A 21,739-nucleotide genomic window follows, 5' to 3' on the forward strand; every position below is an offset into this window, starting at 1 on the left:
TGTAAATTAAGTTTTTTTTCAGAAATAATATTGACGATATTTATTTTAAAAGCCCATATATAGGGCTTTTATTTATATGTATAAAATCATACAAGCTTAATTTTTAATTAAACTCATACACATTGAATTCTCTAGGCTCTCTAGCTTCAAATTCGTAGTCTAAAATTTTAGTCTTTTTTGAATGAAGTAATACTCTATTAATATTAGGTGCTACTTTTCCATAAACTGCATCACCAATGATAGGTAAACCAACAGAGTTTAAATGAACTCTAATTTGATGTGTTCTACCTGATTCAATTACTACTTTAACTTTTGACTTTCTTCCTTCTACTAACATTGGATAAATAGTTGTTTTTGCAGGCTTACCTTTTTTAGTATCAATCTTAGATTTAGCACTACCTTTTCTTTCTCTTGTAGTTAAAATTGGTTTATCAATTTCAATCTCATCAACCACTCTACCCTCAACTATTGCAACATACTCTTTGTAAACTCTATTTGCTGCAAACTCTTTAATAGCTTTTACTCTAAACTCTTCTGTTTTTGCAAACATCATTACACCTGATGTCTCTTTATCAAGTCTGTTTAAAAGTATTGCATCTTTAAATTTCTTTGATACTTCATCTGCTGTTAAGAATGCAGGTTTATCAACAGCAATGATATTATCATCTTGAAAAAGTACTTTTACTTCATTTGGTAATTTAACACTAAATTTTGTATCAGTGCTAATCTCACCTCTTGCTATCATTACTTTTTTACCCTCAGCTCTTACTAAACCCTTATCTATTAAATCTTTTGCTTTTGAATTAGACATGTTTTCTTGTTTTGCTAATACTTTATATGCTTTATCATAAGTTGCCATTTATTTCCTTTATTATAGGTTCTAATGAACCTATTTTTGTTAATTGTGATTTTTCTAAAGTATCTAATTTATATAAATACTCACCTAATTGTTCATTTTCAATTAAATAGTAGTTCTCTACACACTCAAAAAGTGGTTTTTGATTAAATATATTCTGACCACTTATTATTTTACATGAAAAATATGCAGGCTCAATTGGGTTATGTCCTCCAATTTTTTCAAAAGCACCACCTAATACAACAGTATCTGATATTGCAAAAATTTCATTTAAGATACCCATTTTATCTATGAGTATTATATCTGATTCAAAATTCTGCTTTGTAGAAAACTTATGATATGAAATATCACTATTTTCAACAAACTCTTTTATTAGTAAATCTACTTTTTCAAATCTCTCTGGATGTCTTGGAACTATTAAAAGTTTCCCAAAAGATTTTTTATAAGCATTTAATACTAACTCTTCTTCTTTTTCATGTGTACTTGCTGCTGTTATAACATTTGAATCTAATTTATCAAAAATGTTTTCAACTTTTGGAAGTTGAGCTAATTTAATATTACCTATAACTTCCACATTTTTTGCACCTAAACTTTCCAACCTTTTTTTATCAACTTGGCTTTGTGCAAATACTTTATCAATATTTTCAAAAACCTTTTTATAAAAAAATGATAATTTCTTATATGAATTATAAGACCTATCTGAGATTCTCGCATTTATTAAAAAAGTCTTTGCACCTTTTGCTTTTGCACACAAAAACAACATATACCAAAGTTCAGCTTCCATAACAACTAAAACCTTTTGTTTATTTACCCAAAATGGTAAAAAAATCTCAAAAGGTAAATACCTTACATTTGAAGTAGATTTTTCTGCTTCTTCATAACCTGTATTTGTAATTACTGAAACATTAGCAAGAGTGCTAAATTCATCAAGTAAAGGTTTAATTGCTTTTGTTTCTCCCATAGAACATGAGTGAAACCACACACCATTTTCTTTAAACTTTTTATTACTCTTCAAAAAAAATTTTGCTGGAATTGCTTCTTTATATTTTGTAGTTCTTGATTTATAAATTAAATAAGGTAGTGCAAGTATATATATTACAAAAAGTAATATGTAATAGAATATACTAAAAAGGCTCAAAATTAAGCCTCTTCAGTTTCATCTTCTTTATATAGAATTCTTCCACAGTGTGGACAGTTGATAATCTCTTCTGACTTTATTACTTCTGCATATGTCTTATCATTGATTTTCATATAACATCCATAACAAGCTTGTTTTTTTACAGGAACTACAGCTGAGTCTTTTGCCCATCTTTTAATTTTTTCATAGAAAGTTAAAATTTTATTATCAAATTTCTCTAATAATTCACTTCTTTCTTGGTAAACTACATTTCTTTCTTTATTAATTTCTTCAATTGTATTATCAACAGCTAATTGAATATCTTTAATAGATTCTTCTTCTTCAGCAAGATTTTCTTGAAGTTCTTTTAATGTTTCTTCTTTAGCGCTTGCTAAAGTATCAAGTCTTTCAATCTCTTCATTTGCAAATGAAATTTGTTCTTTTGCTATTTCTTCTTCTAACTGTAAAGCTTTTAACTCTTTTTCAGTTTGAATGTCTTTATTTTTCTTAGCAATATCTTCTAATTTAGACTTTAACTCTGCTAAATGGATATTGTTTTTTGTTCTTTTAGATTTGATTTCATCAATTTCTAAATAAATGTCATTTATTGATTTTTTAATTGACTCTGCTGTTTCAATAAATGTTGCTAATTTTGCCTTTTCATTTTCGATTTTAGGCTCAAACATACTAATTGCTTTATCAAACTTTGATAACTTGATTAGATCCTGTAAATACTTATTCAACCGTTTCTCCTTGTTTAAAAAACTCAAATGGATTTTTTGAAGCTGTTATTATAGCTTTTAATTCATTTTTTTTCAAATATTCTGAAAGTAGCGACTCTAAAAGCTCACTAAAAAATCTTTCACTCTCATAATGCCTTATATCAATTAAAGAAATTCCTCTTGCTTTTGCTTCCATTGCATCATGATATTTTATATCACCTGTTAAGAAACAATCAGCTTGAACTTCTCCCAATAAAGACATTCCTGCCCCTGTAACAATAGCAACTTTTTTAATTTCATCACTACATTTAACTGCTTTTGTTGTTTTTAGATTTAGTTTTGCAGATACATACTTTACTAAATCTTCAAATTTCATATTTACATTTGAATATGAAATAAACTCTTCACTATTTAAAATATCAAAACCTAAAACTTCATTTATTACATATTTGTTTAAATGTGTTTTATCAATATTTGTATGCATTGAAATCAAAGCAATATCTTTTTTAATCAATTGCTTTAAAATCTTAGTTGTATACGAGTCATAATTAACTCTTTTAAGTCCTGAAAAAATCAATGGATGATGTGTGATTATTAAACTATTTTCTTCTATTTGATCAACTAAAGCTTCATCTAAATCAATACTAATATGTACTTCTTTAATTTCATCTTCCATTGAACCAACTAATAAACCTGAATTATCCCATTTTTCTTGAAGCTCAAAAGGAGATAGTTCATTTAAATAGTTATAAATATCTTTTACTTTCAAATCCAAGCCTTATGCAAATAGTTCTGGTTTTGTTTCTTTTAGATCAGCCAAAGCTTTTTTAGCCGACTCACTTCCCACTTTTTCTAATCTTTGAACTTCTTGTTCTTTATATAAAACAGCACAACCTTGTGCTAATTCTCTAACTTTTAAGATATAGTTTTGTCTTTCAGTAACAGAAATAGCTTTTCTTGCATCTAAAGTATTAAAAGCATGCGAAGCTATCATACATTGATCATAAGCTGGAAGAGGAAGCCCTGCTTCTAAACAAGATTTACACTCATTAAATGCATCATCAAAGTGTCTAAATAACATATCAGTATTAGCTACTTCAAAGTTATATTTAGAAAATTCATATTCATCTTCTTTATGAACATCAGCATAAGTTGTAATACCATGAGCATTTTCATTCCATACAATATCAAATACTGAATCAACACCTTGTAAATACATAGCAAGTCTTTCAGTTCCATATGTAATTTCAACAGCAACTGGATCACAAGGAAGACCTCCTACTTGTTGGAAGTAAGTAAATTGAGTAACTTCCATACCATCAAGCCATACTTCCCATCCAAGACCCCAAGCTCCAAGAGTTGGTGATTCCCAGTTATCTTCAACAAATCTAATATCATGTTTAGATAGATCTAAACCTAAGTACTCTAAAGATTGTAAATATAAATCTTGAATATTGTCTGGACTTGGTTTAATTAAAGTTTGAAACTGATAATAAGCTCCAAGTCTGTTTGGATTTTCACCATATCTTCCATCAGTTGGTCTTCTACTTGGTGCAACATATGCAGTTGACCAAGGAGTTGAGTCTAAACTTCTTAAAATTGTTGCTGGATGAAATGTACCAGCACCTGCTGGAATATCATAAGGTTGAACAATATTACAACCTTGATTAGCCCAGAACTCTTGTAATTTTAATAGAATTTGTGAAAATGTAACCATTAATTTATTTCCTACTTGTAAATTTTCAAAACCATAGATCTAACAATAATTAAATAAATCTGTTTTATTACATCCATGCTTTTGATTGTTTATTTTTAGTATTTTAAAAGAAGTAGACTAGATATCAAGGGTGATGTCTTTAGGATAAATAGTCTAGTTCATAAAGTGTAAGATTATATCAAAATGTTTCTAATAGTTTTATAATCTTTGATGTTTTAAGTTTTTTCCAAGATTCAAATCTATAAAAAGTCAAGGAATCGTTTTCAAAAATAAATTTAGACATACTCTTTGATGAGTCTTCAATCTTAATAGCTTTTACATAGTCATAATACTTAATTAATTCATCAATTTTTGAACTTGTAGAAATAACCACAGTTGGTATCATAAAAGCATCACTTAAATGCATTGTTGCAGTATGAGTTGTCACCATACAATCCACACATGATACTATATAAGTCAAGTCTTGAAAAGTTTGTGAATCTCTATTAAGATTAACTAATCTATCATCTTTAAATTTTGAATCAATATTTAAAGTTGTCACTATCAAATAATCTTCATTTTTCTTAAGTAATTCTTTCAATATTTTAACAGCAAACTCTTGAGGAATACTCTTTTTAGGATCAGCTGAATAAGGATGATATAAAAGAAGTTTACCTTTTCTTTTTAATTTTGTAAGTTTAAGTTTCAACTCATCTTTTACATTAACTTTTTCGATATTAATTTGATTATACTTATCATATTTACTTATCTTATTAAAATCAATTCCGAACTTATATAACCAAGCATCTATATGATTTAACTCACTATAATAACTTGTATTTTTGCTAACCATACTATTATCAACAAAATAATCATAAGTACAAAATCTTTTAACATTTAAACTTAAGGGATGAACTTTGTTTATAAAGTCTTGATTTAAATATATTTGTTTATCCCTTGAGAAGTAAGTATTATTTGAAGCATTTAAATATACATCAAGTATAACCTCATCATAAACTTCTTTTAACTTATTGTAAAAGATTCTAAGTGCTGTGCAAGAACATATCATTTGCCCTATAGTATGACCTAAACTTCCTATAAAAGCTACATTTATCTTTGATTTTTTAATAGTTAATTGTTTAAATAAATCTACTTTTTGATTATCTTGTAAAAAACTTTCAACATTTGATTTATCATTTATAAAAAACTCACTACTATCTTGTTTATATTTTGCATAGTTTAGATGTTCATTTTCATTTGAAATACCAAGCTCAATTGGAAAATCTTCCAATTGTCTTATTTTATCTTCTTTTAAAAGTCGCGCATGATATAGTTTTGCATCTACATTTTTAAAAACTGTTTTTAAATCTTCAAAATCATCATATGTTGTGATATATGCTGTTTCATTATTTAAATCAGATGGCATTTTAAATTTAAAATACTTTACTAAAGTGCCATCTGTTGTTTTAACATTGATATTTTGAGTTACTCTAAAAAAAACCATTTATGTAAAAACTATACCTCTTCAGTGTTTTCTACTCTTAACATTGTTAAGTAAGGTAGTTTTCCTGGTAGTTGAATCTTATTAGTATTTCCACTATGAACAGAGTCTAATTCTTTATTTGTTTCAGTTAAAATTTTATTAAAATTCACATAGTAAATACCATTTTCATTTTTATAAATTTTACCTATTTCATTTTCACACTCTTCAATAACTGCACCTCTTGGTGCAAAAATCTCTACATCATTACCCGGGTAAATTTTGTATTTACACATAAAGTGATTTTCATCTTCAGTTACTAGTCCACTTACTTCATAAGAACCTGTTGATAGAGCATACTCGTGATTTTGTGTAGTTGTTTTTTCAAATGGTCTATGAACTAAATAAGCATCAGTAAAGCCTCTGTTTTTAGTAGTGTGTAGTTCTCTTTGATACTTTTCTGCTTTAAATTCACCTGCATAATAATCATCAATAGCTTCTCTATATGCATTAGCTGTAACTGCGGCATAATAAGGTGATTTTGTTCTACCCTCAATCTTAAGTGAGTCAACTGCACCTGAATCTAATATTTCTTGAATATGTGAAGCTAAGTTCATATCTTTTGAATTAAAGATATAAGTTCCAACACCTGGTTCTTCTTCTAATCTAAATAATGTATTTTGGTTTGTACTTTCTGCATATAATGTATATTCAAATCTACAGTCATTTGCACATGAACCTCTATTTGGAACCCTACCACTTTGAACTGCTGATACTAAACATCTTCCAGAATATGCAAAACACATAGAACCATGTACAAAAATCTCAATCTCCATATCAGGTAAATGCTCTTTGATTTGTTTAACATCTTTAAGAGAAATTTCTCTTGCTACAACAATTCTTTTTACACCTAAGTCCCAGAATACTTTTGCATCTAAATAGTTAAGTACATTTGCTTGTGTTGATAAGTGAACATCAATATCAGGAGCAATTTCTCTACAAAGTTTAACAACTCCTGGTGCTGCTACGATAAAACCATCTGGTTTTACTTCTGCCATTTTTTCAATATGTTTTGTAAGTAAATCTATTTGATTATTAAAAGGAAAACCATTGATTGTTGCATATACTTTTTTGCCTCTTGCATGTGCATAATCAATTCCCTCTTTAAATGTTTCAAATGTAAACTCTTTTCCAGCTCTAATTCTTAAACTAAAATGACTAACACCTGCATAAACAGCATCAGCACCATAGTTAATAGCAATTTTTAATTTTTCTAAATTCCCTGCGGGGGAAAGTAGCTCTACTTTTTCGCTCATAAAAATCCTTTAATAATATTTATCAATTGTATATATTTTCTAAAATCTGGAATTATATCGAATTTTGCCATAAATATAAATTTAAAATTAAATTTAAGGAAAGCTTTTAAAAGCTTTCCCATTCATCAGTAGTTGAAGACTTAGATAGGTTTGAGGATGTATGTTTTTTTGTTTCATTTTTAACTTGTTTATTAGTAGGCTTTTCTATTTTTACATCATTTTCTTTTTTAATTTGATCTAAACAAGAGAATACTTTTTTCATAGAAATTTCTAAATTTGTAGCTATGTCTTTTAATCTATCATTATTTGTAGAATCACTTGCATTTACATCTACATATTCCTGAACGAATGAATGAACTTTTTCGTGTTCTTCTTTTAAATTACTCCAATTTGTTGTTTTTGTAAAGCTCTTAGCTTTTGATTCAACATCATTTATCCACTTACCAAACTTACACTCACTTGAAGTTTTTACCTTCCATGAACTCTTTGTATTTCCTACTTTTTCAAAATTTTCATTTTTGAATTTAATATGATCATTTTTTAATTCAGAAATTTTATATACTAAGTCAATATCTGAAATCTCTTCATTTGAATACTCATTAAATTGAGCTCTTTTTGCAACTTTTAATAAATTATCAGACAAAGAGCTTACTTCAACAGCTAAGTTACTTATAGTAGTTGCTGAGTTTGCATTTTCTTGTGTTGCTTTATCTAAATCATTTATAGTATCATTTATTTGAACAATCCCTTGTTCTTCTTCACTACTTGATTGAGTAACTTCTTGTATTAACTTAATTGTTTCATTAACTTTTTCATTTAAATTACCATATCCACTAATCATATTATTAGCAATGTCTTTACCTTCATTGGCTTTTGCTGTAGCTTTTTCAACTATCTGCTTAATCTCTTTTGCAGCATCAGCACTTCTATTTGCTAAATTTCTCACTTCTTGAGCTACTACGGCAAATCCTTTACCTGCTTCACCTGCAGTTGCTGCTTCTACTGCTGCATTTAGTGAAAGAATATTTGTTTGGAAGGCTATTTGATCAATTATAGTAATTGCTTCATTTATAGAATTTACTTGCTCATCAATTTCATCCATTGATTTAGTAGTCTGTGATGCTAAACTCTCACCTTGAGAAGATGAATCTTTAAGTTGAGTAGCTAAAATAGACATTTGATTTACTTTTTCTACATTTGATTTAATAATAGAAGTTATTTGCTCAACAGCTGCTGCTGTTTCTTCTAAAGATGCTGCTTGTTGATTTGCAGAAGTTGAAAGACTTGATGCACTTGTTGATAAAACCTTAGTATCGTTATTTAACTTTTTACCACTTGCAGTAATCATTGATAAAAACTCAGAAACACTTCTTCCAATTAGCGCTGTACTTGAATCAATAGAAGCAATAATTCCATTTGTACTACTTGATTCACTATTTGATAGGGCTTTAAAGTTTGAATTTCCATACTCAATTAAAACATTATTTAGCTTTACTAAATTATCATTTGTTCTATCAATCATAGTATTAATAGAATCTCTTAATTTCATAATTTGTGGATTTGAAGAGTTTTGTTCAATTTTATAAACATAAAAACCATTGTTTACTTTAGTAATAACATCATCAACTTCTTCAATTACCTTTGAATCTTCTTTTGATTGATCAATCAATTTTCTAATGTATTTATTAAAGCTTCCTACTAGTTTTCCAAATTCATCTTTTGAGTCAAGTTTAATTTCTTCATTTTTACTATTTACATCACTCATTTTTAAAATAGCTTCATTTAAATTATTGATTGGATTTACAATTGCTCTTCTTACAAAATATGAGTAAATTAAGTACATAATAACTATTGCAATTAAAGAGAAAATCACAATATTTCTAATAATCTCACTTATCTCTGAGTCTGTTTTCTCTTGCATTCTTATAATATCAGCTTCAATATCATCCACATAAGCACCAGTTCCTATTACCCATCCCCAAGGCTCAAAAAGTTGAACATATGAGAATTTCTCTTGAGGTTTATCAAAGCCTGGTTTTGGCCAAAGATAAGGAACTAAACCACCCTCTTTATTTTTCTTAGAAATTTTTACAAACTCTTGGAAAAAGAATTTTCCATTTTTATCTTTTAAGTTTGTTAAATCTTTTCCATTTAAAGCTGGTTTTATTGGGTGCATTATCATTTTTGAAGAGCTATCATTTATCCAAAAATATCCATTTTTACCATATCTCATTTTATTTATAGTGTTTAAAGCTTCTTGTTTTATTTTTGAAGAAACATCATCAACATAAGCCCCAGTTCCTACTACCCAATTAAAAGGTTTAAAAAGCTTTACATAAGAAACTTTTGGCTGTGGTTTTTCAAAACCTGGTTTTGGCCATACATAATCTACAAAACCATCTCCATTTGTTTTAGCAACACTAGCAAACTCTTTAAATATTTGTTTTCCACCTTTATCTTTATAAGAGTATAGGTTCTTACCATTTAATTGGGGTTTTATAGGATGCATCACAATAAGAGCATCAGTGTCATTTATCCAAAAATATCCATTTTTACCATATCTTGATTCTTCAACTATTGTTTTTAATCTAAGTTTTAACTCTTCATTTGAAAGTGTATTTTTATGTCTTTTGTATTCTGCATTTAAAATTGAGAAAATAAAATTTGTTTGCTCTTTTAAGTGGTCTTGAACCTCTAGTTTAATTCTATCAATTGAAGTCCTTTTATGATAAGCGTTTACTGTTTTCATTGCTAATGAAACATAGTTTTTAAGCTCTTCTTCTTTTTTAGAAAATGCTTCTTGCTTATACTCTTCCATATTCTGTTTAGAAAATTTACTTATTGAATAAATAGATTCAATAGCAACAACACTTGAAACAACTAAAATAGTAAATAATGCAAGCATTAAAAGCTTTGCTTTTATTGTTAAATTTGAAAACATAAACAACCCTTGAAATTAAACTAGTTTATAATAGCCTCTAAAATAATAAAATGTCAAGTTTATCTATATGTTATTCTAGTGTATTTTCAAAGTCTTTTACAATAGATTCATCTATTTTATTATTTTTTGCCATCTCGTACATTATTTCAATAGCTTTTTCATGCGAGTACTCATTCCTATATACTTTTTTACTTATTAAGGCATCATAAATAATTGCACATTGAAGTATTCTATCTTTTAAGCTTAAATCTTTAGCTTCATATAAGTAAGGATAACCAGAACCATCGATTCTTTCTTGAACTTTGCTTGCCCAAATGCTAATATCATTAAAGCCTATAATATTGCATAAAAACTTTCTATTGTAGTAAGGATATGCTTTTACTAATTCATACTCTTCTTCATCTAATTTATCTTTTTTATTTAATATATTTGATGGAATTATAAATTTACCAATTTTACTTAATGAAGCTGTTATTAAAAGACTCATTTTATCTTTGTATTCAAAGGCATAATAATCAATAACTTTTTCTAAAATAATTAAAAGTTTTGTATCTTTTGATTCTATTTTTTCAAAAATTGATGTGATTTCTAAAAGTTCATCATAAGATAAAACTTTTGAATAATCTAAAAGGTTTGAGAATATATAAAACAGTATCTCATTCTCATTTTGTAAATCTAACCAAAAGCTTGAGCTTTTACTGTAAGATAAGAAGTGATTTGAAAATTCTTCTTTAAATAAAATATTTGAATTTTTTTCACAAAATTCTTTGATATTATTGATGTTTTCTATACTATTATTTGATAAATCAAAATTAATGTCTAAACTACTTACAAAAGATATAATTTGTGAAAAAAGTGGTATTTTCTCATTCTTTAATCCATAAAAACCACTTCCGTCTATTCTTTCATGGGAATACTTTAATATATCATTATTTTGTGTTAAAAAAGGAAGTCTATTTGCATACTCTTGTGATAGTTCACAAGACTCTTTTGAAAGTTTTTTTCTTTCATATAAACCAATATTTGCACTTAAACAATATGCACATAAATCAAACTTTTGTTCATTTGAAAAATTCAGCTCATTTGCAATTTTCAAACTAATATAAGCAACTCTTTTTGAGTGCCCTAAAGATATATTAAAATACTCTTTTGATGTATAATCAATAGCATTTGAAATTGATAATAAAAAGTTATTTAAATTAAAAACTATTTGTGTTTTTTTATCCATGTAAAATATTCCTAGAGTTTATTTATAAAGGTAGAAAAAAGACTCAAAAGAGTCTTTTTTAATAATCAAGAAGTTCAGATATAGCTTCAACTGAAGTATCATGCATATCTAAATCAAGATGTGGTGCACCCTTAACTTCAATTAGTTTAACTGATAAACCTTTATCTTTTGCTAATTTGTAAAAGTTTCTTGTAACTTCTGGTTTTGATATTTTATCTTCAGTTCCATAAATAAGTAAAATATTTGTATCTTTTGATATCTTATCAATTACATCGATAGCTGAAATAAGATTTTTTTCTTTTGATACCTCATGAATATCATATCTTCCACCAGCTAAAGCAATATTATCAATCAAATCAGGATATAAACCAGTAATAGTTGTACCTAACATAGCCCCTGCTGAATGACCTATGAAGTTAACTGTTTGGGCCTTATACTTTTGCTTTAAAGCTTTTACAACTTCCGCTACAAATCTAACATAATCTTCTTTTGCTGCTAAATTTTTTATTTTATCATTATCTAAACTAGGAAAATTATTTGTTGTTGAGTTTGAATACCCAGGAAGAGCTACTGCTACAGTAGTATAATCTGTAATCATATTTAAACTCTCAGCAAAAGGTGCATATCTTCCAAGAGTATTTGTTCCTCTATCCCAAGTACCATGTACTATTATATTTAAAGAATCACTATCTTCTGTCTCTACAGATGATAACTGTAAACACTCATTTTGAACATAAATATAATCTTCACCTTTTGAAGTACAATTACTTTCATTTGCATATAACACTGATGTGAAAAGTGTAATTAAAAAACCAACTTTAAAAAACTTAATATAATTCATAATAAACTCCTTTTAATTTAATAAGCAATTATGCCAACATAACCATCTACTTGTCTTTCGATAAGTTCAACAATACCTGCTTGAACATATTCAAGATCTTCTATAAAATCATCTTGCGTCCATTTCATAGTTTCCATTGTATTTTTACATACAATAAACTCTACATCGTACTCCATTAAAGAGTTAATTCTTGATAGTGTTTTCTTATCATAATCTTTTTTTAAAGCTCTAACACCATTACCATAAGCAATAACTACAACCTTTAAAGATTCACTTGGATACTCTTTTAATATATTATAAATAGTACTCAGATTATGATTTACTTTTTTTAACTCTGAATCATAAAGCTGAATAGCAACTTTTCTTGGATTATCAAAACTAGGCTTTGGCTCACTAAAAGTTGATTGAGCATATGCAAATATACTTAAAAATATAACTAATAAAACTTTTTTCATAACTTTCCTTTTATACTTTTTGAACTGGCATATCTTTTTGAATAATACCACTTTTTATAATTTTACAATACAAACCTCTACAATCTTTTACAACTACTGGAAGTTTATTGTCAAAAACTACTAGGTGATTACAAATTGTACACTTTTGTGTAACTTCGATAATACTATCACCTATTTTAAATTGTGTTCCTATATCATAATCATGGGGATTAAAATCAAATAAAATATTCTCCCCTAAACTTCCTTCTTGTAATACTATGCTATTTTTTGAAGCTATTTCATACGAAGGTAAACCTACAATCATTACAGTACTATTTAAATCTTTATTTGCAAATTTGTCAAATTCAATTCCATAATCTTTTATAAGGTTTAAATTACCCACCTTAGGTCTAGGAGAACCACTTTGACCTTTTTTTGCGCTAAAAGTATTTATTACTTTACCTATAGTCATTATAGATTTTCCTTTAAAATTTCAATAAAATCTTTTTTAACCCATGCTCCTGGATATGTATTTAAAAGTACTCCATCTTGTGTTAAAACAAAAAATGTAGGCGTCATTCCTTTAAACTTTTTCTTTAAATTAAAAGGAAGAGTTACAAAATCTACATCAACTTCTAAGAAAATATAATCATCATTGATTTTTTCTTGAATTTCTTCTAAGTCTAAAACTTCTCTTTTCATTTTTTTACAAAAATAACAACTTTGAGAAGTTGCATATACTAAGAAATGTTTACCTTGTTCTTGGGCTTCTTTTAATAACTCTTTTTCATTATATTTTTTATCTAAGACTTTTATTTTTTGAGGAGTACTTTTTAATCTATTTTCTTTATATTCCATAAAAAAATATGCTAAATTTACAGCCTCTTCATCACTAATACTCATAGGCTCTTTTTTCTTATAATATTTTAATACATGAGCATCACAAATACTATTATTTATATCAGGATTAGCTAAATACTCTTTTAAATACTCTTCAATTTCTATAACTCTCATCTCAGGGTCACTTGGATCACCGATTTTTCTAGAACTTTCCATGATAGCCCATGCTAGCATATTAACTGTAGGCATTTCAAGATTTAAAAGTTCATTATTTCTTTGGAAATAGTTTTCTTTTAATTTAGAAAAAGATATATAACCCTTATGACAACTTGCACATTTGTTATCAAATATTTCTTTGCCTTCATTATAGTCTGCATTTAAAAATGTAATCATCAATAAAAATGATAATAAAAATTTCATATTTTTTCCTCTTTTGATTTAATAAACCACTTATTAAAAGAGACTTATTAAATCAAAAAAAGTATAAAGAAAAATCTTTATACTTTTATGAATTAAATAATACCCGGATTACCTTTTATACCTACGATATCAGGAGTATCAACTTTTAGATTTTGTATATGCTTAACATTCTTTAGATATGTTTCCACAGTTTCCCATACAGGTTCACCTGGTGATTTAGCACCAACAGTAGACCATCCTGCAACAGAATAATTTTTACTTGGATCTAATTTAGCTCCATTTCTAGTAAGTTGAATTTCAGAAATTCTTTCACCCATTTTTGCAGTTGGATTAATTTTGTATGAAATACCACCAGTTCTTACCATATCTCCACCTTGTTGATAGAATGGATCTTCATTAAATAAGTTATCAGCAACATCTTCTAGAATAAGCTTAATATCTTTTCCTGAAATATCTCTTCTATAAGTTTCTGGATATGTCATAGCTGTTTGAGTCATTAAATCATCAAAAGTAATAGCTTGACCAGGCATTACAGATGTCCCCCATCTAAATCCAGGAGATAAAGAAATTTCAGCATCCTTTACTTCCATTAAAGCATCACAAATAATTTGATCCCACGAACCATTGAAATTCCCTCTTCTAAATAGAGTTTCATCAGTAGTTGCAATCTCTCTTGTTAATTCTTTTAAATAAGGTGCTCTAACATCTTCAATGTATTTTTTCATTTGTTTATCTTCTGGAATTAAATCTGAGAAGATAGGAAGTAATGTAAATTTAAAGTCTTTGATTTTTCCATTTTGAATATCTAAATCAAGTACATTTAAGAATTTACCATTTGACCCAGCATTACAAACATAAGTTGTTCCTGCTTCATTTTTAACAGGATAAGCCTCAGGAACACCGTCATGTGTGTGTCCACCCATAATAAAGTCAATTCCAGTTACAACTTCAGCCATTTTCTTATCAGTATCATAACCATTATGAGAAAGTACAATCACGGCATCAGGTTTTTCTTCTTCTCTTACCTCATCCACTAACTCTTGCATTCCCTCATCATTAATTCCAAATGTCCAATCAGGAATAAATCTTTGTGGGTTAGCAATAGTAGTATAAGGGAAGGCTTGTCCTATAATAGCAACTCTTGCATTACCCATTTTTTTAATTGTATATGGTTTAAATGCATGACCTGTGTCTTCATCGTAAGCCTCAGCTCCATCAAAAAGAGCATCTTCTTTTACTTTTACATTTTGAGCTAAAAATTCTGCATCTAATAGTTTTACATTTTCAAGTACTTCTTCAGCTTTATATGTAAACTCCCAGTGTCCAACTGCAACATCAACACCAAGTAAATTCATAGCACCAACCATATCTTTACCTCTTGTATATAAAGCTGTTGCACTTCCTTGCCAAGTATCTCCACCATCTAATAATAAAGATTTATCTTCACCAAATGATTTTGATAAGAAATCAACTACAGTTTTTATTTGAGAAAAACCACCTGTTCTTCCCATAGCTTTAGCATGCTTTTCAAAGTTTACACAAGAGTATGCATATTCTAATCTTTTATTCCCTTTAATACCATAATAATCAAGAAGCTTTTCACCTACAATATGAGGTGGCTTACCATAGTTACCATAAAATCCTAAGTTAACACTTGGTTCTCTAAAGTATACAGGTAATAATTGGGCATGTGAATCTGTCATATGCATTAATCTTGCATTACCAAATGGCTTTAATTTGTAGTAATCTTCTAATTTGTTTGTATCAGTCATTCTTGTATGAGAATTAGCAAATACAGGAGCAGCTCCTAGCATTGCCATCATATATACAAATTCTCTTCTGCTTAATTTACTCATAAAATTACCTTTTTATATTATTTTCCTGAACCTACTACTGTAAATCCAAATGATGTCCAAGCTTGCATACCACCTCTGTAGTATTTAATTTTTTCAGCAGGATATCCCATATTTAATAGTGAATATTTAACATTTTTAACCATAGCAGGTGTTTGTCCACACCAATATCCATTACAATAAGCAATAATTGTTTTAGCTTCTGAAAAATCAAGTGTACCGTCATCTTTTTCAACAACACCCATTTCATCTTCCATCATTTCAATTGCTGTTTCTTTACTATTAAAGTTTGTAAAAGGAACATTTACAGAACCAGGTATTCTTAGTTTTGCATGCCAACCTGGCTTTCTTGAATCCATAATTAAAATTGAATCATCTTTTTGAGCTTTTTTCATATATTCAATAAATTCTAATTCTCCAACTGTTTCAACACCGTCAGCTATAATCATTGGTTGAGGAGCACCTCTATTTGTTGTATTATATAATTCAGAAATTATATTTCCAGGAGTTTGGTTTCTCATTAAAGTAAATTTTTCACCATTTAAGTTCATTTCAATAGATTTAACACCCTTTGAAATAGGTACAAATTTAGAAGTTTCACCCTCTGCAAATGAACCTGTTGTACACAAAGCAGTAATTGCTGTTGTTAATAATGCTTTTTTAAAAAACTTCATTTTATCCTCCAAATTTTTATTAATTAATAATATTTTTTCTTTACTACGACTAAAAAAAGCCAAGATATAAAATCTTGACTCAAAAAACACTGTTTTTAACTATTTATTAATATTTATATCCCGCACCAGGTTGTGCTAACTTCCAAGTTGATTTTGCTTCATGAGCTTGTTGTAAAGCTCTAATTGCAAACTTACAAGCTCTATGAGCTGCGAAATTTGTTTCTAAAACTGTTTTAGATTTTTTACCTTTAAAAGTTTTAGGATTAACCTCTTTTGCACCTGTTTTAATTGCTTCTTCAACAGCTACAATAATTCCTGAGTTATTAACACCTAATCTTCTAAATTCTAATCCCTCTTTTTGAGAAATAGTATTATATTTTTTTGCAGTTGCAATTACATTTTTAATACCATTTTTTTCAACGCTACAAACTTTTTCAATGTCAATTTTTGAAGCCATTTCAGGAGCTGAAGGAGTCTTTGCACAAGCACTAATAGCAAATGCAGCTGTTAAAGCTAATGATAAATTTAATAATCTTTTCATAATAATCCCTTCTTACTTTCTAATATCTGGGCCATCAACTGGCATTCCATTTGACATATAAGCCATAAAGTATAATAACTCTTTCATTTCTTTTGATTCAGTTCCTGGAGGTACTTGACCTTGATCTTTTACACATCCTGCCATTCTTCTTTCTAAAGTTCCTAAACCATCATTAGAAGGACTTGCTGCGCCCCATTTTAATCTATAAACTGGGAAGTGAGATGTTTGACCTAATAATTGAGATAAACTCTCATTTCTAACTCTTTGCCCTGCTCCTTGAACATGACAAGTTGCACAAGAAAGTTTTAAGTAACCTTTTTGAGAATAGTAATACTCTTTTCCTCTTTCATAAGCATCAGCTGCTGCTTTACTATCAATTTGAATATTTACTTTTTTTTCTGAATCTCTTGATTCATTTGCAAAATAAGCTTGCAAGTGAGCCATTTTACCTTTTTTTGTTTTCCAAGGCTTTTCTCCATTATCTTTAAGACAAGTATTTACAGCAGAAGTTAAAGATACAACTTCTTTTTTCTTATCATCAAAATATGGATAATCTCCAACTACATCTGGGTTAGGAAAACAGTTTTTAAATGATTTACCATTTGCAAAAGGTTTATTATATAACTCTTCTCCATTCTCTAAAAACTCTTCATATGGAGGAAATTCATTTATCTCTTCATATGAAACTTTTCCATTTTTAGAAAAAGCATAGTTTCCTTTAGAGAAGTCTTCATGCTTTAGACCACTTATGATGTTATTTTTTAATTCATCATCAGTTGAATACGGGAAAAATGTATTTTTATTTCCATAAGGATCTTTGAACTTTGCTTCAAAATAATCAATTAAAGCAAGTCTATCTTTTTCAGCTTGAGCATTAAAATCAGCTGCATTTAAAGCACATGATGTAAGTGCTACGAACGCAGTTGTTTTAGCAATTTTTAATAACATAATCTCTCCTTAGGTTTAGTAAGTTACTTTTAAAGTAACTTACTATTTAATCTTACTTGAATCAGTTCTTGAGTCACCTTTTAAATCTACCCAAGAAATCTCAACTTTATCACCTTTTTTAGCACCAACTGCATCTGCATTAAACTTAAATTTTAAGTATGGATTTTTAGATAAGAATTGAGAAGTTGAAGCTTCAAATACGATCTTATCATTTACTTTTGCAGTTAAATAAGTGATGAAATTAGCTTCTTTTTTTGCTCTTTCTGCTTCTTGGTAACTTAACATTGCATGTTTAGCCATAGCTTTAACAGTTACAACACCTTTTTTTAATTTTGCTTTAATTCTAGTTTTACCAGCCATTTTTATTCCTTTTTTATTTCTTTTTTTCTTTTAGCTTTTAAATTTTTTTAGTAGTTGGGGTTAAATCAACCTCCACATCCACCAATTGTAACTTTTACTAATTTTGAATCTGCGTATAATTTTCCATTTTCTTCAACAACTGCTGTTACAGTTCCTGTTTTAGCCATTTTGATTCTAATTGAATAATCAATAATTCCACCTTGTGGTACTGTAAATACAGCTACTGCACTTTCTGGGTTTGCATCTTGGAATACAGCTACTTTAGAACCAGCTAGTTTTGAAGAAACAGTAACAGGAATAACTGCACCATTTTCAGCAATATCAGGAGCTTTTAATTTTACCTTACCTTTAGTAGTAGCCGACGTACCAAAGATTTCATTCATAGCTTCATCAACTTTTGTTGCAGTCCAAGCTTTAGGTTTTGTTTCTCTAAAGTTAACAGCACTTAAAGTTGAAGGTGCCATTGATAATGCTAATGCTCCTAATCCGAATCCTAAAAAATTTCTTCTATTCATAATTTATTCCTTTTCTTTATTTAATTGTTTTTAAAAATGCTACAACAGCTTTAATTTCACTATCACTTAACCATCCATTTTTACCAAATGCAGGCATTGCAGAAATTGGGTTTGTTGTATATGGGTCATAAACCTTGTCATATAAAGCCTCATCCGGCCAGTATTGTAAAGCTTGAAGTTCTGGTCCCATACTTCCTGGTCCATCAACATTCATACCTTTTATTCCATGACATGCAAGACAATTACCTTTATTTTTTGTCATAAAGATTTCTTTACCTTGCTTAATTAAAGCGTCATTTGCTACTGCACCAGTAAAACAAACTGTACTAAGAGCTGATGCAATTAGTAGTTTTTTAACTATCTTCATTCCTTACCCCTTTATTTGCTTGCGTTGATCATATAATCAACAACTTTTTTGAACTCTTCATCAGATAAATGCATAGCACCACCTTTAGGAGGCATTGCGTTTATACCTTTGATACTATTATTATACACTGCTTCTTTGCCTTTTGCAAGTACAGAAGCCCATGCTTCTTTATCACCAACAACAGGAGCACCTATTACTTTATTTCCATGACAAGCAGCACAAGAAGTCTCATAAGCTTGTTTAGCTTTTGGATCAGCTACACTACCTTTTTGTTCTGGAAGTTTCCAGAATCTTTCAGTAGATGCAGGTGGTTCAAAATCACTTAATTCATTTTTAATTCTAAGAACAGGAACTTTACCTTTGATACAATCTTTCATACATCTAGTACCAGTACCATAGTTTTTAGGATCACTTAAAAATGCTCTCATGTTCTCAACTGCTTGCTTAGGATCTTTAGTATTCACATTTGGATAAAAACCATCTTCATTTGGCATTTTGATTTTTAAGAATTTTTCTCTATCAAGCACATACTCTTCATCTAACTCTTCGCCATCAATCTCAATACCATTTTCCATTAATAAATATGCTGTAATTGCATAAACTTCACTATTAGTTAATGATTTTGGATGATTAAATGGCATAGCATCTTTTATATACCAAAAAAGTGTACTTGCATATGGCCAATATGTTCCAATAACCTTAGAAGGACCTTCAGGACTTGGGTTTTCATCTGCCGGGTTTAATAATTGTTTACTTAAAGAGGCAGTTGATGCTTCACCAATAGATAAAGGAGGATAACCTTTTCCACCAGCAGCAAACTCACCATGACACATTGTACATTGTGATTCATATAATTCAATACCTAATTCAACAGAACCTTCAGCTTTTTTTGCTTTTCCATTTTCTAATACAGGTTTTCCATGTTTCATGTCATATTCAGGAAGTCCTGTTCCATCTGGCATAACATCAGTATTCCATACAGCTAATTCACTTTTTGTAGCAGTTCTGAAATGATTGAAGTTTTTAACTTTTTGTGTGTTTACATGATAAGATGTATATTTACCATCTTTTACTTCATATTTTATAGCTCCATCTACAACTTTTTCACTTGCAAACGATGACGTTAATAATGCAGAAGCAGCTATTAAACCTAATAAAGTCTTTTTAAGCTTTGTGTTTTCTAATGTGAACATTATTAACCTCCCCTTTAGAATTAACTTCCCAAGTTACCATACCGTTTCTGTGGTAGATATTTTCAACACCAACAACAGATGTTTCTTGATCAATTGTAGGTTGTACATTTCCTGTATCATCAACAGCTCTACTTGTTAATAATATAGGTTTTCCATCCCACTTATAAATATAACTAAATCTAGTCCATGCTTTTGGTAAAACTAAACCTTTTAAGCTAGCTTCAACCCAGTTATCTCCACCATCAAGTGAGATATCAACATGTTTAATTGTTCCCTGACCAGACCAAGCAATACCTTGAATTTCAACCATATCACCTTTTTTAAGATTAGTCCATGGCTTCTCAGGACATGGAGAAGTGATAACTGAGTTTACTTCATTTATCCAGAAGAACTGTATAGCTTTTCCTGACTTTTGAAGCATTGTATATTTTGATGTTTCTTCTTTTGCATGCCATGGTTTATCAGAAAACTCTAATCTTCTTAACCATTTAGTATTTAAGTTACCTTCCCAACCTGGTACTAATAATCTTAAAGGATATCCTTGCTCAGCCCTTAAAGCTTCACCATTTTGTCCCCATACAAGCATTGCATCATCTAAAGCTTTTTCCACAGGTATAGTTCTAGGATTTGTAGCATTATCACTACCTTCTGCTAACATCCATAAGGCATCTTTTTCTAAACCAATATCTTCAAGAACAGTTTTAAGCATTACACCTGTCCATTCAGCTTGACTCATCATACCTTTCATAAATTGTAAATTATTAAATTGAGGTCCTCTCCATCCTGTACTTCCATTTGCAGGACACTCAATAAAGTAAATTCTACTTTCACTTGGGTATTTTTTTATATCATCTAAAGTTAAAACAACTTCTTTTTTAACTTTACCATGAATCATTAATCTAAATTCTTTAGGATCAACGTGTGCTGTACCACCATGGTTTCTAGTAAAGAATAAACCATTAGGAACTATAATTCCATCTAATTCATGAAGCGGACACATAGATACAGTTGCGTATTTATCACCTGAAGATAAAAGTTCAGTAGTTCTTCTAACAACATTATGTTCATAAGGAGATGGTACTCCATATGGATATTTATCAGTTTTGTCACCAAGCTTTATTCCCCAAGGGGCTTCATTCATAATAGCTGGATCATCTGCTCTTGCTTCAACAGGACCTAAAACACTAGCAGCTGCAATAGCACCAGCTGAATATGCTGTTTTTCTAAAAAAATCTCTTCTACTTAGTTTCTCATTTGAAACGTCTAAAGCTTTTTCAGAATTCTTACTTGCTTTCGTCATCATTCCTCCTTCTATAATATTGGTATTTTCATTATACCAAGACAAACATTCCAATTATAGGTTGCCATGTCTTAATTAAAACTAAATATCTAAATAT

General features: G+C 29.0%; 22 protein-coding genes. All 22 read right to left on the bottom strand.

Annotated features, from left to right (window positions below; translation table 11 throughout):
- Positions 1-103 precede the first annotated feature (103 nt).
- On the bottom strand, positions 104-859 hold the full coding sequence (locus NJU99_RS12170; protein WP_254576180.1) for an RluA family pseudouridine synthase: 756 nt from the start codon (positions 857-859) through the stop codon (positions 104-106).
- Positions 846-1,994, bottom strand: coding sequence for a lipid IV(A) 3-deoxy-D-manno-octulosonic acid transferase (waaA, locus tag NJU99_RS12175; RefSeq protein ID WP_254576181.1), 1,149 nt, complete (start codon positions 1,992-1,994; stop codon positions 846-848). Before waaA ends, NJU99_RS12170 begins: the two co-directional genes overlap by 14 nt.
- 2 nt (positions 1,995-1,996) lie before the next feature.
- The gene (locus tag NJU99_RS12180; RefSeq protein ID WP_254576182.1) at positions 1,997-2,716 is read right to left on the bottom strand and encodes a zinc ribbon domain-containing protein; all 720 of its coding nucleotides are present in this window, start codon (positions 2,714-2,716) and stop codon (positions 1,997-1,999) included.
- A complete protein-coding gene (locus NJU99_RS12185) occupies positions 2,709-3,464 on the bottom strand; it encodes a Nif3-like dinuclear metal center hexameric protein (RefSeq protein ID WP_254576183.1) in 756 nt (251 codons plus the stop codon). The genes NJU99_RS12180 and NJU99_RS12185 overlap by 8 nt, the downstream gene beginning before the upstream one ends.
- A gap of 9 nt (positions 3,465-3,473) precedes the next feature.
- Complete coding sequence (gene glyQ / locus NJU99_RS12190) at positions 3,474-4,412, bottom strand: glycine--tRNA ligase subunit alpha (RefSeq protein WP_254576184.1); 939 nt, start codon at positions 4,410-4,412, stop codon at positions 3,474-3,476.
- A 178-nt stretch (positions 4,413-4,590) separates the two neighbouring features.
- Positions 4,591-5,895 carry a glycosyltransferase family protein gene (locus tag NJU99_RS12195; RefSeq protein ID WP_254576185.1) on the bottom strand — a complete coding sequence of 435 codons (1,305 nt, stop codon included), beginning with the start codon at positions 5,893-5,895 and terminating at the stop codon, positions 4,591-4,593.
- Positions 5,896-5,906: 11 nt separating this feature from the next.
- Positions 5,907-7,187 (bottom strand): peptidase U32 family protein, encoded by a 1,281-nt coding sequence (locus tag NJU99_RS12200; RefSeq protein WP_254576186.1) that lies wholly within the window; start codon positions 7,185-7,187, stop codon positions 5,907-5,909.
- A gap of 106 nt (positions 7,188-7,293) precedes the next feature.
- A complete protein-coding gene (locus NJU99_RS12205) occupies positions 7,294-10,128 on the bottom strand; it encodes a methyl-accepting chemotaxis protein (RefSeq protein ID WP_254576187.1) in 2,835 nt (944 codons plus the stop codon).
- Between the two features lie 70 nt (positions 10,129-10,198).
- Positions 10,199-11,356 (bottom strand): HD-GYP domain-containing protein, encoded by a 1,158-nt coding sequence (locus NJU99_RS12210; protein WP_254576188.1) that lies wholly within the window; start codon positions 11,354-11,356, stop codon positions 10,199-10,201.
- Positions 11,357-11,414: 58 nt separating this feature from the next.
- The gene (locus tag NJU99_RS12215) at positions 11,415-12,197 is read right to left on the bottom strand and encodes an alpha/beta hydrolase (RefSeq protein ID WP_254576189.1); all 783 of its coding nucleotides are present in this window, start codon (positions 12,195-12,197) and stop codon (positions 11,415-11,417) included.
- 17 nt (positions 12,198-12,214) lie between these two features.
- On the bottom strand, positions 12,215-12,652 hold the full coding sequence (locus NJU99_RS12220) for a DsrE family protein (RefSeq protein ID WP_254576190.1): 438 nt from the start codon (positions 12,650-12,652) through the stop codon (positions 12,215-12,217).
- Positions 12,653-12,662: 10 nt separating this feature from the next.
- Positions 12,663-13,103 carry an MOSC domain-containing protein gene (locus tag NJU99_RS12225; protein WP_254576191.1) on the bottom strand — a complete coding sequence of 147 codons (441 nt, stop codon included), beginning with the start codon at positions 13,101-13,103 and terminating at the stop codon, positions 12,663-12,665.
- Positions 13,103-13,891 carry a thioredoxin family protein gene (locus NJU99_RS12230; RefSeq protein ID WP_254576192.1) on the bottom strand — a complete coding sequence of 263 codons (789 nt, stop codon included), beginning with the start codon at positions 13,889-13,891 and terminating at the stop codon, positions 13,103-13,105. Before NJU99_RS12230 ends, NJU99_RS12225 begins: the two co-directional genes overlap by 1 nt.
- A 92-nt stretch (positions 13,892-13,983) precedes the next feature.
- Entirely contained in the window at positions 13,984-15,747 is a 1,764-nt protein-coding gene (gene soxB, locus NJU99_RS12235) for a thiosulfohydrolase SoxB (RefSeq protein ID WP_254576193.1), read from the bottom strand.
- A gap of 17 nt (positions 15,748-15,764) precedes the next feature.
- Positions 15,765-16,418 carry a rhodanese-like domain-containing protein gene (locus tag NJU99_RS12240; protein ID WP_254576194.1) on the bottom strand — a complete coding sequence of 218 codons (654 nt, stop codon included), beginning with the start codon at positions 16,416-16,418 and terminating at the stop codon, positions 15,765-15,767.
- 106 nt (positions 16,419-16,524) lie between these two features.
- Entirely contained in the window at positions 16,525-16,959 is a 435-nt protein-coding gene (locus tag NJU99_RS12245) for a hypothetical protein (RefSeq protein WP_254576195.1), read from the bottom strand.
- Positions 16,960-16,971: 12 nt separating this feature from the next.
- Complete coding sequence (soxA, locus tag NJU99_RS12250; protein ID WP_254576196.1) at positions 16,972-17,907, bottom strand: sulfur oxidation c-type cytochrome SoxA; 936 nt, start codon at positions 17,905-17,907, stop codon at positions 16,972-16,974.
- 42 nt (positions 17,908-17,949) lie between these two features.
- On the bottom strand, positions 17,950-18,267 hold the full coding sequence (soxZ, locus tag NJU99_RS12255; protein WP_254576197.1) for a thiosulfate oxidation carrier complex protein SoxZ: 318 nt from the start codon (positions 18,265-18,267) through the stop codon (positions 17,950-17,952).
- 65 nt (positions 18,268-18,332) lie between these two features.
- The gene (gene soxY, locus NJU99_RS12260; RefSeq protein ID WP_254576198.1) at positions 18,333-18,782 is read right to left on the bottom strand and encodes a thiosulfate oxidation carrier protein SoxY; all 450 of its coding nucleotides are present in this window, start codon (positions 18,780-18,782) and stop codon (positions 18,333-18,335) included.
- Positions 18,783-18,798: 16 nt separating this feature from the next.
- A complete protein-coding gene (gene soxX / locus NJU99_RS12265) occupies positions 18,799-19,149 on the bottom strand; it encodes a sulfur oxidation c-type cytochrome SoxX (protein WP_254576199.1) in 351 nt (116 codons plus the stop codon).
- Between the two features lie 11 nt (positions 19,150-19,160).
- Entirely contained in the window at positions 19,161-20,342 is a 1,182-nt protein-coding gene (locus NJU99_RS12270; protein ID WP_254576200.1) for a c-type cytochrome, read from the bottom strand.
- Positions 20,314-21,642, bottom strand: coding sequence for a sulfite dehydrogenase (soxC, locus tag NJU99_RS12275; protein WP_254576201.1), 1,329 nt, complete (start codon positions 21,640-21,642; stop codon positions 20,314-20,316). The genes NJU99_RS12270 and soxC overlap by 29 nt, the downstream gene beginning before the upstream one ends.
- Positions 21,643-21,739: the final 97 nt, after the last annotated feature.

The organism is Arcobacter roscoffensis, assembly GCF_024267655.1.
Classification (GTDB): Bacteria; Campylobacterota; Campylobacteria; order Campylobacterales; family Arcobacteraceae; genus Arcobacter_B; species Arcobacter_B roscoffensis.